Genomic DNA, 12,433 nt, shown 5'->3' on the forward strand with positions numbered 1-12,433 from the left:
TGGTCGTCGCGCCGTGTTGAGGTCCTCGGGGCGGCTTCTTTGCGGTCTGATGACGACCCGCGCCCATGGGCAAGACTGCGCTCCCGGTTTGGCAGCATGACCCGGGTGGCGGTGAGACTGTTGATAGTCGAGGACGACGACCGGGTCCGGGCGTCGATGCGCCTGGCCTTGGAGGACGAGGGCTACGCCGTCAGCGAGGCGCCCGGGGCCGAGGACGCGATCGCGTCCCTGGCCCGGCATGGGGCGCCCGATGTGATGATCGTCGACCTGATGCTCGGGGGAATGGACGGGTTCAGCTGCATCCGGCATGTGCGGCAGAGCAGCGACGTGCCGATCATCGTGGTCAGCGCCCGGGTCGACACCCACGACGTGGTCGCCGCGCTGGAAGCGGGCGCGGACGACTACGTCACCAAGCCGTTCCAGATCAAGGAGATCACCGCCCGGCTGCGCGCCCTGCGGCGCCGGGCTACCGCGGTCGGCGGCCCCGGTGGGCCACGCGAAATCGTCCTCGACAGCGACCCGGACAGACCGCTGGTGTTGTCGATCGCCGCGGGCACCGTCCGCCGCGGAGACCGTCCGCTGCACCTGACCCTGACCGAGTTCCGGCTGCTGTGCGAGCTGGCGACCGAACCGGGTCGGGTGCTGAGCAGGCAGGCCCTGCTCACCCGGGTATGGGACCGCGGGTTCTTCGGCGACGAACGCATCGTCGACGTGCATGTGCGCAGGCTGCGAACCAAGATCGAACGCGACCCGTCGGACCCGCGGATCGTGACCACCGTGCGCGGCCTGGGGTACCGGCTCGATGTGGCCTGACACCCCGGCGTTGCGACTCGGCCTGCGCGGCCGGGTGATGCTGACGTTCACCCTGGGCGCGGCGCTGGTCTCGGTGCTACTCGCCGTCTCCGTGTTCACCATCAGCCGCGGCTACCTGCTCGACCAGCGCGAACGCTCCGCCGACCGGCTCGCCTCCGCCGACGCCGACGTCGTGCGGGCCAGGCTGGCCGAGCCCGGCACCAGCCCCCAGGACGCGCTCGCGGCCGTCGACCCACCCACCGGGACGCGGCTGCTGCTGTTCTCCCGAGGCTCCTGGTACACCGCGAATGGGGTCACCGAGGACGACCTGCCCCCCGACGACCTGCGCGACAGCGTCGCCGACGGGGAGCGGGCGATCGCGCCGCTGACCGTGCGCGACGTCCCCTACTTCGTCGTGGGCATCCCCCTCGACGACGGGGCGTTCTACGAGTTCTCCCCCGTGATCGAGCTGCGCTCGACCATCCAGATCCTGGGCACCGTGCTCGTCATCTGCGCTATCGCGGCCACCATCGCCGCGGCCCTGGTGGGCAGGTGGGCGAGCAGACGCGTCCTGCAGCCCCTGCGCCCGATATCGCAGACCGCGGCCAGCATCGCGGCAGGCAACCTCGACACCCGACTGCCCGGAGCGGACGATCGCGACCTCGACGTCATCGTCTCCTCGTTCAACTCGATGGTCGACTCGCTGCAACAGCGCATCGAACGCGAACGCCGCTTCGTCGGCGACGTCACCCACGAGCTGCGCACCCCGCTGACCACCCTGGTGACCAGCGTCGAGGTCATGCGCAACCACGCAGGCGAGCTGCCCGACCGCCCCCGTCAGGCCCTCGACCTCATCGTCAGCGAACTCGACCACCTGCGCGGCATGCTCGACGACCTGCTCGCCCTGGCCAGGACCGAGGCCGGGCTGCACCACGACGAGGAAGAGCCCCTCGACCTGCACGACCTGCTCACCCACGTCCTCGCGGGCAGACCCGCGGTCGCGTTGCACGCCGAGCCCGGCGTCCGGATCCGCGGCCGCAAGCTCGCCCTGGTCCGCGCCTTCACCAACCTCATCGACAACGCCGACCGCCACGGCGGCGGCCTAACCCGGGTGAGCCTGACCGCGGACACCGACACGGTCACCGTCCACCTCGACGACCGCGGCCCGGGAGTGCCCACCGCTGACCGGGCGCAGATCTTCGAGCGCTTCGCCACCGGCCACACCGCTCGCGGCGCGGCGTCCGGGACCGGTCTGGGCCTCGCGCTGGTCGCCGAGACCATGGCCGTGCACCACGGCGCCGTCGAGTGCGCCGACGCTCCCGGCGGCGGCGCCCGGTTCACCGTGACCCTCCCCCTGGCCGGGTCGTCCGAGGACGACGAGCAGGCCTTGTGAAGGGCTACCAACAGCACTGCCCCGTCGCCCGAGCCGCCGAACTGCTCACCGAACGGTGGACCCTGCTGATCGTGCGCGAGTTGCTGCACGGCGCGCAAGGCATCGACGAGATCGCCCAAGGGCTGCCCACAGCGCCGACCGCTACCGTCACGACCAGACTGCGCACCCTCGTCTCGACCGGCCTCGTCACCCCCGACCACAGCACCGCCCGAACCCGCTTCACCCTGACCGCCGCCGGGCGCGAGCTGGAATCAGTGGTCGACTTCCTCGGCGAATGGTCCCTTACCCGACTGCCACCACCGCCGATCACCGACCTCGACCCAGGACTGCTGCTCTACGACATCGCCCGCGGCGTCGACCACCCGACGCTGCCCGCCCGCCCGGTCGCCGTCCGCGTCGAGTTCGCCGCGAGCCCACCACCGACCCAATGGTGGCTCACCTTCTCCCCCACCGGCGCCACCGCCACCGACCACGACCCCGGCGTTCCCGTCGTCGCCACGATCGAATGCACCCTCACCGCGTTGAGCAACGTGTGGCTCGGGTACCACACCTGGCTGGGCGCCATGACCGACAAGACCATCCGGCTCACCGGCGACCGCCCGACGGTCCGCACCATCGTCAACTGGATCGGCACCAACCGCTACACCCCCACGGCCACCGTCCACAGTGAACGGCACCGGGAACCGCGATGACCGACACCGACGGCGTTTCCACGCTCAGCACCTGGATCGAGGCCCGACCAGACGCCGTTTTCGGGCTGAGGCACCGGATCGACCACTGGCTCGACGACCGAGGTGTGCGCGCGGGCCGCCGTCACGACATCGTGCTCGCCGCCGACGAAGCCATCACCAACGCGATAGAGCACGGGTATCCGACCACGCACCGAGTCGCCATCGCTCTCCACCTCACCGCCGACACGATCACCTTCACCGTCACCAGCATCGGCACCTGGAAGTGGCCTGACGCCGACATCGGCCGCACCCACGGCTGGGGACTGCACCTCATCGACACCTGCGCCGACCACGTCGACATCCAACAGGTGCACGACGCGGTCGTCCTCACCGCCCGCTTCGCCCGAAACCCCGCGCCCCCAACGCCTTCTACGACAACGGAAGCAAGGCCCGTGGCCGACCTCGACCCCGGCCGGTGACACCCACCCCGCGACGTCAGCGCCGGACCGGCCACAAGGTGACATCGACAGCCCCGGCATCACCCCAGGCCAGCACGTCCAACACGGCCCACGCGCCGTCGCTGGTGCTCACACAGATCGCGTCACCAGCCTTCATCATGTACCCCGACACCCGCCCGGACGTCTGCACCCGAGTACTCGCCTCACACCCACGCGGCGACGCCTGATCGAGGCTGACCAGCACCACCTTCGACCGCCCGAACGTCTTCGCGCTCTTACCGAAGAACAGATCGTGGTTCAGGTCGCCCTTGTAGTAGAACTCGAACCCGGCCCCACCCTCCGCCGTCGCGGTCCTCGTGTCCACATCGACCGCGACCCCCGGGGACAAATCCAGGCGATAGTTCGAGGGATCCCCGTACACGACAGGCCGGGGGCTCGTCGTGGCCGCCGCTGATATCGCTTCCCCGCCTGCGCCCGGAGAAGTGGGGACAGCGCTGCTCGCCGCCGGCGGGTTCTCCCCGCTCGGAGATTCGGCGCCCGAGGACAACACCCCGGTCACGACCGCGGCGGCCACCGCTCCCACCGCGCCGATCACGGCCGCGACGATCGCGCCGTTCGAGGGCCCGCTTCTGCGATTACCACGGTTCACGTTGCCGGAGCTCACCTCAGGTCGACCGCGCCTTCCCTTGGGACAGTGGACAATCCGCACTCACCACGCCATGACACTGATCGTCTGACCGGTGAACCCCGTTACAAGCTGATCATTCGTCGCCCGTGCTCCAGGTGCCGGGATAGCTCGACTGGCGTTCGTGATCGCGGCGGATGATCTCGCCGCGGACGCGGGTGAGGTAGTCGACGGCGGCCGGGTCGAGTTCGTTGTCCCGCTCGTCGATTCCCTGCCGGCGGCCTTCCGCGGTCCAGTCGAGGTCGACGAGCACGCAGTCGTGCAGGACGACCGTGGAACTGGAGCGCACGGCGAAGCGGGTGCGGGACAGGTCGCAGCCGGCGAAGCGGGTGCCCGCGAGCGCGGCGTCTTCGAAGACGGCCGCAGCGAGAGGAACGTCGACGAAGTCGGTGCCGGCGAGCCGGGCGTGGGAGAAATCGGCGCGCAGGGCTGAGCCCCCGTGGAACCGCGCTTGCGTCAGCGTGGCCCGGGTGAACCGGGCGGCAGTCAGCTCCGCCCCGTCTCCAGCCGGGCGCCAGTGAAGTCGGACGCGGTCCGCGGAATGCTCACGGATAAAGGCCATCAGGACGTCGACCACCGCACCTTGGTCGGTGGGCGACTCACGCATCACGTGCTCCAACGCGTAGAGCCCGCCGAGGCGTTCGCCGAGCTTGTCACTGGTGAGCAGAGCTACGGCCTTGCCATAGCGGTCGGTGACCTGCCCCCGCTTGTTGGCCGTATACGTCCGCGTCGTCACCACGACCCCGATCGCCGCCAACGCCCCACCGACCGACGCCAACACCAACTGGCGCGTGCTGGTCAGCGCGTTGAACCGCTCCTTGCCCCGCAGCTCACCCAGTTCCGGGCCCGCGATCAGATCCGTGAACGGCCCCAACAACCCGTACAGGGCAGCGACCGCCACCCCCACCACATCGATGACCAACAACACCCGCCGCGCGGCGACCCAAACCCGTACATGATCGCCATTGTCCCGACACACGACCACTTCGGGAGCGCGAAGGGGGGAACCGCGGCGCGGGATTGACTGCCGTGACTCGGGCTGGAGATAGGGAACGGCTCCCAGGGCGACTGGGGTCCCGCCGGGGAGCCGTTCTCCCACAGTATCGCCGACCCGACCTTTGCGTCTCGCCCCGGGTGCCGCGAGGCGGTGCGCGGCGACTGTCGATCATGCGTAGCTGAGTAGCGACCTTCTGATCCGATAAACGAAGCCGACCTACGTTGCCTGGACCACTCCCGTTGTCGCGACACCGGAACCAGGTCGACCGGGCCTAAATCGGCGGTAGGCCGTGGGTGATCTCCAAGGCGGTGGTGATCAGTGATTGGGCGCGGGTGGTGATGGCGGCGAGCAGGCCGTGCGCGTGCGGGCCCGTGGTCTCCGCGACCTCGCGCAGCGTGCGCAGGTCGCTGTCGAGGCGGTGCAGCAGGGCTGAGAGCTCGGTGCTGGGGGTGCGCAGTGCGGTGGCGATCTCGTCGAGGCTGACGCCGTGGGATTCGAGTTGGCGGATGGTGTTCACGCGCTCGACCGCGGCGGGATCGTAGAGCCTGAAGTTGCCGGGGCTGCGTCCGGCGGGTTCGAGGAGTCCGAGGTTGGTGTAGTAGTCGATGGTGCGGGTGCTGACTCCGGCTTGGGTGGCGAGTTCGCCGATGCGCAGCAGTGTGTCGGCCACGGGCAGCCTCCTCGCGCGTCGCCTGGGGTGTGTCGGCCGTCCTCAACCATACAGTGCCGCGTGCTAGTGTCGGATTTGTGTGTATTGACGCCGATGGGTGTAGTACCCGGCCGGGGCGAGCCCGGCTGATCAGGTCCACCCGCGCCTCCGCCGTGTCCGATCCTGCCCGCTTTGGCGGGTGTTCGCGGTGTTGATCGCCGCCGGGTTCGTGGTCACCCTGGTGCTGACTGCGGCGACCGGGTATTTCGTGGCCCAGGAGTTCGCCTACATGGCGGTCGATCGGGGCAGGTTGCGGCAGTTGGCCGAGACCGGTGACAAGCCCGCGGAGCGGGCGTTGCAAGTGACGCAGAAGCTGTCGTTCATGCTCTCGGGCGCCCAGTTCGGGATCACGGTGACCGCGCTACTCGTCGGCTATGTCGCCGAGCCGTTGCTGGGTACGGGGTTGGCCGATCTGCTCGGGCTCACCGGTCTCAACCGGGCCGCCGCGTTATCGCTGTCGCTGACCGTGTCGCTGGTCTTCGCCACCGTGGTGCAGATGGTGTTGGGCGAGTTGTTGCCGAAGAACCTGGCCATCGCCAAACCGGTGCCGCTCGCCCGGGCGTTGAGCGGGTCGACGTTGGTGTACCTGAAGGTCGCGGGGCCGTTGATCCGGTTGTTCGACGCGGCGGCGAACCGGTTGCTGCGCGCGGTCGGGATCGAGCCGGTGGAGGAGCTGCCGCAGGGCGCGACCCCGGAGGACCTGGAGCGCATCTTCGGCCAGGCCGGAGCCCAAGGGCACTTGGACCCGGAGATGACCCAGCTGCTGGACCGCGGTCTGGACTTTCGTGGGCTGGTCGCCGAGCAGGCGATGACCCCGCGGGTCGCGGTGCGCACCATCCACGCCGACGAACCCGCGTCCCGGGTGGTGGAGTTGCTCGACACCGGGTTCTCCCGGTTCCCAGTGGTCCGCACCGACTTGGACGACCTGGTCGGGGTGGTCGGTTTGGCCGAGGTCCTGACTGTCGAGCCCGAACAGCGCCCGCACACCCCGGTCGGGCGGATCGCCACCCCGGCGGTGATGGTCCCGGCGACGTTGCCACTGCCCGCGGTGCTGGAGCGCTTGCGCGCTGAGCACCGGCAGCTGGCGTGCGTGGTCGACGAGTTCGGCGGGTTCGCCGGGGTAGTGACGTTGGAGGACCTGGCCGAGGAGTTGGTCGGGGAGATCCACGACGAGGACGACCCGATCCAGGCCGTCATCGAACGCCGCGGTGAGGGGGCCTGGCTGGTCCCCGGTCGTGCCCGGGTGGACGAGATCGCCGACGCGACCGGGATCGCCCTGCCCGAACACGAGGACTACGACACCGTCTCCGGGCTGGTGTTGCTGCACCTCGGGCGTGTCCCGCAGGTCGGTGATGAGATCGAGCTGCTCATAACGACTCCCACGCATGAGGATGAGCCCTCGCCGCCGAGGCTGGTGAACGTGCGGGTCATGACCATCGCCCGACATGTCCCCGCGACCGTGCTGGTTTGCGCCGCACCTGACGGCGCCCAGGAGGCTGGTCGATGAGCATCGGATGGTCTTTGATCGCCTCGTTGGTGTTGTTGGTGGGCAACGCGTTCTTTGTCGCCGCCGAGTTCGCGCTGATCTCGGCGAAACGCCACCGGCTCGAAGCGTTGGCCGCGCAGGGCAGCCGCGCCGCCCGCGCCGCCGTCGCCGGGACCCGGGAACTGTCCCTGATGCTCGCCGGTGCCCAACTCGGCATCACGCTGTGCACCTTGGGTTTGGGTGCGCTGGCCGAGCCTGCGGTCGCCGCCCTGCTCGACATCCCATTACTCGCGCTCGGCCTGCCTCCTGGCGCATCCCACGCGATCGCCTTCGGGATCAGCCTGGCCCTGGTGGTCTTCCTGCACATGGTCGTCGGGGAGATGGCCCCGAAGTCCTGGGCGATCTCACACCCGGAACGCTCGGCGCTGCTGCTGGCGCTGCCGTTCCGCGGGTTCGCCCACCTGGTGCGCTGGGTGCTGGCCGGGCTCAACGGGGTGACCAACGCGCTGCTGCGCGCGGTCAAGGTCACCCCGCAGGACGAACTCGCCCAAGCCCACCGCCCCGACGACCTGCGGATGCTGGTGCGCCAGTCCGGCGAGCACGGCCTCATCGCCGAAGGCCAGCAACGCCTGCTCACCCGCATGCTGGCCGTGCAGAACACCCGGGTGGAGCAGGTGATGGTGCCCCTTGACGAGACCGTCACCGTCGCCGAGGACATCACTGCCCGGGCGATCGAGCGCCAGAGTCTGTCGACCGGCCGGTCCCGCTTTCCGGTGACCGACCACAGTGGACGATTCCTCGGGCTGGTGCACATCCGGGAAGCCATGCGGGCGACCGCCACCGGCGACGATCCAAGCGCGAGGGCGTTGATGGGCGAGGCGGTCACGCTCTCAGCGGACATGCCGGTCGCCACGGCCGTCACCGCGATGCGCGAGCGCCGCGCTCAGCTTGCCCTCGTCGCCGCGGGCACCGGAGGTGCTGTGGTGGGCATCGCCACCATGGAAGACCTCCTGGAGGAACTCATCGGCGAGTTCGACGACGAGACCGACACCCCCAGCTGAGCCCCTGACCTCACCCCCGCACCGACCGGTGCGGGGTTTGTTCACCCATTTCAGGAGGAAATGCCGATGTTCAAACGGATGCTCAGTGCCTTCGGTGTCGGAGGACCATCCGTGGACACCGTTCTCGACTCACCCCACGCCGTGCCGGGGCAGGTGATCACCGGGCAGGTCCGCATCCAGGGCGGCAGCGCCGACGCCGAGATCGGCCAGGTCGTACTCACCCTGGTCACCGCCGTGAAAACCCCGCACGGACACAACCCGCACACCGAGTTCCACCGGCTCGTCGTCGACCAGAACGTCCGGGTCACCGCGGGCCAAGCACTGAACCTGCCGTTCCGGCTGCCGCTGTCCTTCGAGAGCCCGATCACCGCGGTCGGGAACAACCCGCTGCCCGGAGTCACCGTCGGCGTCCGCACCGACCTCGTCATCGCCGGGGCCCCGGACAAGGGCGACCTCGACCCCGTCCTCGTCCACCCCCTGCCCTCCCAAGACCGCGTCCTCGACGCGTTCGGCGAACTCGGCTTCCAGTTCCGCAAAGCCGACGTCGAAGCCGGACACCTGCACGGCGTCCGCCAGGAACTGCCGTTCTTCCAGGAAGTCGAGTTCTTCCCACCCGCCCAGTTCGCCCACACCGTCAACGAGGTCGAACTGACCTTCGTCGCCGACCCGACCCACCTGCACGTCATCCTCGAAGCCGACAAGCGCGCGGGCGGATTCCACGGCGGCGGCGACACCTTCGGCCGCTTCCACGTCTCCCACCAGGAAGCCGCGGACACCAACTGGGCCGACGCCATCGGCGGCTGGCTGCAGCAGATCACCGACCGGCGACCCGCCCACAACGCCTTCGACGGCCACAACCCTGCCTTCGGGCAACACGGCCAGCACGGCTATGGGCAGCAGCGGCGCGGCCCCGGCATGGGCGCGGCCATCGGCGGCGCCGCCGCGGGTCTCGTCGGCGGCATGATCATCGGTGACATGATCGGCGACGCCTTCGAAGGCGGAGACGACGGCGCCGGCGGGGAATAGCCGCGCGGCCAAACGAGAGCACCAACGCCTTCACGGCGACAAGAGCGTCAAACCTACGTGTGGGTTCGAGTTTCGCCGTCGAACCCACACGCGGGGCCCTCGATGAACAGCGCGAACCGCCGGTTTGACGCTCGATGGCTCCGAACGAGTGAAGGTTGGGCGCAGTCCCAGCCGTCGTTGCGGACCAGGTGCTGCTGCACCCGAGACCACAGGCAGCGTCGAAGGACTGTCTGGCGCATCTCGCCAAGTCATCCAAAGTCTCAAGCTGAGCTAAACAGACGCGCCAACACGATCCACAATCGGATGGGCAACTGGCCGTGCCATTCGCTATTCGGCCAGTCGATCTTTGGAGTCGACGCCTCGGACCAAAAGGAAACTCGTGCCCGGCTCGGGCTCGAACCGAGCTTCACACTCGGCGTTCTGCATGGCGACTATGGCGATCAGTTCTGCCCGGTTCACCAACACTGTCTTGGGGGAACGCATCGCCAATCCTGGGACCGCGTAGTCTCGTCCGAACAGGGTAAGAGGGTAGTCACCGTGGGAGATCGTAATACCCGCCGCGATCTCCGGAATTTTACTCAGGAAGCTGCCAAGGTGACCGGCGCGGACTGTCGCCGTCAACGCCTGGAAACGCAGCGGCGCCGGTCGACCGGCGAGCGCGTCGGCGATGGTAAGCAACTCCTCATACTCGCTGGGCGATGGTGGTCCCGCGATCGGGATAAGCGTGCCGAGATGACTCTGCAAGACAGTGAGTGCGTCAAGGAACCGGTGGAGCGCAACTAGGACTTCGGACGGTTCTCGATCGATGCTGAAGCTGGCACGCGTGCGACAGAACAGATGCATCGTTTCGCGATCGCTGCCTTCGACGTTGACGGCAGGATCAGTGAGAAGCGCGTCTGTTCACCCGGCTGGGGTGGGATCGGGCACCTCGGTCGATATCAGGGTGACTAACGCGCACGCGGTGGTGTTCTGGCGCGTCGCCACAAGGCGTGTCGATCGTCTCGGCGCGCGCGTCGATGACGGTGTCCGCTCAGGTGCGGCAATGCTGTGTTTCGCACCGCGCGAGCAGGTTCTGCCTGCGACCATCGACGTCGCTCAGGCGCGCTCCGCTCTTACATCTCGATTCGCCCGTGATCGGGACGTGAGTCCGCCGAGCGGACCGCTCTAGCTGCGTAGACCGAGCCCCTCGTCCGACCGCCGCTCGAAGGCGGGCCAGCGGCCGCTCGGGTGAGATGTGGGCGTGCACCGCAGCGACAAAATGCCTTTTGTGGATGACGCTCGCGCGAGTCACGTGGTCCTTTATGGACAACGGACGCTTCCGCAGGAGGCCCTTGCGTGGCGGCGTGAACACGTTGCGGTACGGGCAATATCCCGGAGTGGATCAAACCAATTCGTCTCTGCTACGCTGCAGTTGTGGCACACCGTGATGTTTTCCTCACGGGAGATTGCCCGGTTTTGCGTGTTAGGGACGCCCTCTCGGACACAGTCGTTAAACACACGGGGACGGGCCGTCACATAGACGGCCCTTTCTTTTTGCTCAAATCGCAGCTCAAGGCCCATCTCCGCGTAGATGTCCGGCAGACGCTCCGGTCGGGCCGTCTCGATCTTGGTTCCGACGTCTCCGAGCTTGTCCACCAACGCGCGAACCTCCGCCTCGCTGATCGTGGGTTCGGCGGGCGTGGCCGCCAACTCGGCCTGCGCGGCCTCTCGGTCCGCCTGAGCCTCGTTGATGGCCTCGACCAGCGCAGCCGGGTCCACACCAGCCGCAATGGCCGCCGTGTGCCGCTTCAGGCGCGTCTTAGCGTCTGCCAACCGCTGCTTGGCGCTCTCGTGCTTCCCCGTCTCCACCGTCGCGTCCTGGGAGCCGATCAGCTCCGCCACCGTGCCCTCGACGTTGTCCCGACTGAACCGAGTCCCCAACCATTTGTTGAGCGCGGGCACGACGTGATCCTCACGAAGATTGACCGTCTTCGGATGGTCGGCCAGCGCCGCCGATCCGGGTGTGAGAGTTCGAGCAATGCAGCGGTAGTAAACGCCGTTTCGAATTCCCTCTGCCTGCATCTTCCGCAGACACACGCCACACCTCATCAAACCGCGGAGCAAATACGGGCGCTTACCGCCTGTGCGCGTCCGCTCCAATTTCGCGATCCCCCTCATCCCGCCCGACCCCCGCGATCGACGGATCAACTGCGCCTGTGTGAAGACCTCGACCGAAACGATCTCCGGGTGCGCCTGCTCTCGGGACCGAACAATCCGCTCCGGAGCCGAGCGGCGGAAGCGGACTACGTGCCCCGCCGCCACGTCGTCCGGGTTCACCAACGTCTCATGCTTGACCCACCGGCCGAACACCGCATAGCCCGTATAGCGCGGGTTCTCCAAGATCGCGCGAATCGTGCTCCCTTGCCAACCGTCCGCCAGTCGATGCCGATTCTGATCCGGCCGCCGCGCCGATGGGCATGGAATCCCGTCCCGATTGAGCCCCGCCGCGATCGCCCGATCACCAGCTCCATCCAGATATTCGGAGAAGATCCGCCGAACCGCCTCGGCGGATGGCTCGTCAATCGCGAGCAGCCGCAGCCTGAATCCCTCCGCCGCCTTCCTCGGATTCGGATGCGGCCCGCCGTCAACGACCACGTAGCCGTACGGCGCGCGTCCGCCCTGGTGACGCCCCTCATTGATCACCTGCGCGTCCATGGCACCGCCGTGACGAGATGCGGTGGGCGCTGGGTGGCGGCCAAGTACTGCGAGATGGCGCCGTAGGACTGGCCGAACATCCCCACCCGGCCATTGGACTTCGGTAGCGACGCGGCCCATTCGACGGCGTCGTACCCGTCTTGTGCCTCGTAGACGAACGGGTGCCACACCCCCTCGGAACCATGGCGGCCGCGAGTGTCCTGGACGACGACGAGGTACCCGTGGGAGGCGAAGTAGTGCGCCTCGTTGAAAGCTTCGGCAAGGTCGTTCTGGGTCCGGCCGTACGGCGTCCTGCGCAGCAGCGTGGGGAGTGCATCCTCGCCGTGTGGTTGGTAGATGTCGGCGTAGAGCCGCTTGCCGTCCCGGGTCAGCATGACCGCGCCACGCTCGACGGTGACGGTGAAGGGTCCGCCTTGGTCTTCGAGAGGCACAGTCTTTCCCGTCTCTCAGGTGGTTGTTGC

Annotated in this window: 13 protein-coding genes; 7 read left to right on the forward strand and 6 right to left on the reverse strand. The window is 68.2% G+C overall.

The annotated features are described in order from the left end of the window. Positions 1-96: 96 nt before the first annotated feature. Genes C8E96_RS25610 through C8E96_RS25625 form a run of 4 tightly spaced genes read left to right on the forward strand, consistent with a single transcriptional unit; the run spans position 97 to position 3,335 of the window. The gene (locus C8E96_RS25610; protein WP_166658120.1) at positions 97-813 is read left to right on the forward strand and encodes a response regulator transcription factor; all 717 of its coding nucleotides are present in this window, start codon (positions 97-99) and stop codon (positions 811-813) included. Further along, positions 803-2,185, forward strand: a complete 1,383-nt coding sequence (locus C8E96_RS25615) for a sensor histidine kinase (RefSeq protein ID WP_091369276.1) — start codon at positions 803-805, stop codon at positions 2,183-2,185. The genes C8E96_RS25610 and C8E96_RS25615 overlap by 11 nt, the downstream gene beginning before the upstream one ends. Further along, the gene (locus tag C8E96_RS25620) at positions 2,182-2,877 is read left to right on the forward strand and encodes a winged helix-turn-helix transcriptional regulator (RefSeq protein ID WP_091369279.1); all 696 of its coding nucleotides are present in this window, start codon (positions 2,182-2,184) and stop codon (positions 2,875-2,877) included. Before C8E96_RS25615 ends, C8E96_RS25620 begins: the two co-directional genes overlap by 4 nt. Next, positions 2,874-3,335: an ATP-binding protein gene (locus C8E96_RS25625; protein ID WP_091369283.1), complete on the forward strand. Its 462-nt coding sequence runs from the start codon at positions 2,874-2,876 to the stop codon at positions 3,333-3,335. The genes C8E96_RS25620 and C8E96_RS25625 overlap by 4 nt, the downstream gene beginning before the upstream one ends. A gap of 16 nt (positions 3,336-3,351) precedes the next feature. Here the strand turns inward: C8E96_RS25625 and C8E96_RS25630 are convergent, their stop codons facing one another. The 3 genes from C8E96_RS25630 to C8E96_RS25640 all read right to left on the reverse strand — a co-directional run bounded on the left by C8E96_RS25630 (position 3,352) and on the right by C8E96_RS25640 (position 5,666). Next, complete coding sequence (locus C8E96_RS25630; protein WP_133794778.1) at positions 3,352-3,678, reverse strand: hypothetical protein; 327 nt, start codon at positions 3,676-3,678, stop codon at positions 3,352-3,354. A 397-nt stretch (positions 3,679-4,075) separates the two neighbouring features. Beyond that, positions 4,076-4,900 carry a pentapeptide repeat-containing protein gene (locus C8E96_RS25635; RefSeq protein WP_133794779.1) on the reverse strand — a complete coding sequence of 275 codons (825 nt, stop codon included), beginning with the start codon at positions 4,898-4,900 and terminating at the stop codon, positions 4,076-4,078. Positions 4,901-5,267: 367 nt separating this feature from the next. Further along, positions 5,268-5,666, reverse strand: coding sequence for a MerR family transcriptional regulator (locus C8E96_RS25640; protein WP_091369301.1), 399 nt, complete (start codon positions 5,664-5,666; stop codon positions 5,268-5,270). A gap of 178 nt (positions 5,667-5,844) precedes the next feature. On the opposite strand from C8E96_RS25640, the gene C8E96_RS25645 reads away from it, so the two are divergent. The 3 genes from C8E96_RS25645 to C8E96_RS25655 all read left to right on the forward strand — a co-directional run bounded on the left by C8E96_RS25645 (position 5,845) and on the right by C8E96_RS25655 (position 9,278). Then, the gene (locus C8E96_RS25645; RefSeq protein WP_228769614.1) at positions 5,845-7,212 is read left to right on the forward strand and encodes a hemolysin family protein; all 1,368 of its coding nucleotides are present in this window, start codon (positions 5,845-5,847) and stop codon (positions 7,210-7,212) included. Further along, a complete protein-coding gene (locus C8E96_RS25650) occupies positions 7,209-8,252 on the forward strand; it encodes a hemolysin family protein (protein ID WP_091369305.1) in 1,044 nt (347 codons plus the stop codon). Before C8E96_RS25645 ends, C8E96_RS25650 begins: the two co-directional genes overlap by 4 nt. 66 nt (positions 8,253-8,318) lie before the next feature. Further along, positions 8,319-9,278, forward strand: a complete 960-nt coding sequence (locus C8E96_RS25655) for a sporulation protein (RefSeq protein WP_091370139.1) — start codon at positions 8,319-8,321, stop codon at positions 9,276-9,278. A 327-nt stretch (positions 9,279-9,605) separates the two neighbouring features. On the opposite strand, the gene C8E96_RS25660 is transcribed toward C8E96_RS25655, so the two are convergent. The 3 genes from C8E96_RS25660 to C8E96_RS25670 form a co-directional block, all read right to left on the reverse strand. Continuing rightward, on the reverse strand, positions 9,606-9,956 hold the full coding sequence (locus C8E96_RS25660; RefSeq protein ID WP_133794781.1) for a hypothetical protein: 351 nt from the start codon (positions 9,954-9,956) through the stop codon (positions 9,606-9,608). Positions 9,957-10,577: 621 nt separating this feature from the next. Continuing rightward, positions 10,578-11,972, reverse strand: a complete 1,395-nt coding sequence (locus tag C8E96_RS25665) for a recombinase family protein (RefSeq protein ID WP_091369311.1) — start codon at positions 11,970-11,972, stop codon at positions 10,578-10,580. Then, on the reverse strand, positions 11,957-12,403 hold the full coding sequence (locus tag C8E96_RS25670; protein ID WP_228769615.1) for a CocE/NonD family hydrolase: 447 nt from the start codon (positions 12,401-12,403) through the stop codon (positions 11,957-11,959). Before C8E96_RS25670 ends, C8E96_RS25665 begins: the two co-directional genes overlap by 16 nt. Positions 12,404-12,433: the final 30 nt, after the last annotated feature.

Origin of the sequence: Actinokineospora alba (assembly GCF_004362515.1) — a bacterium.
Lineage (GTDB): Bacteria > Actinomycetota > Actinomycetes > Mycobacteriales > Pseudonocardiaceae > Actinokineospora > Actinokineospora alba.

Coding starts and splice junctions, on each gene's coding strand:
- C8E96_RS25610 (WP_166658120.1), top strand. CDS start 97: ATGACCCGGGTGGCGGTGAGACTGTTGATAGTCGAGGACGACGACCGG.
- C8E96_RS25615 (WP_091369276.1), top strand. CDS start 803: ATGTGGCCTGACACCCCGGCGTTGCGACTCGGCCTGCGCGGCCGGGTG.
- C8E96_RS25625 (WP_091369283.1), top strand. CDS start 2,874: ATGACCGACACCGACGGCGTTTCCACGCTCAGCACCTGGATCGAGGCC.
- C8E96_RS25650 (WP_091369305.1), top strand. CDS start 7,209: ATGAGCATCGGATGGTCTTTGATCGCCTCGTTGGTGTTGTTGGTGGGC.
- C8E96_RS25655 (WP_091370139.1), top strand. CDS start 8,319: ATGTTCAAACGGATGCTCAGTGCCTTCGGTGTCGGAGGACCATCCGTG.
- C8E96_RS25665 (WP_091369311.1), bottom strand. CDS start 11,972: ATGGACGCGCAGGTGATCAATGAGGGGCGTCACCAGGGCGGACGCGCG.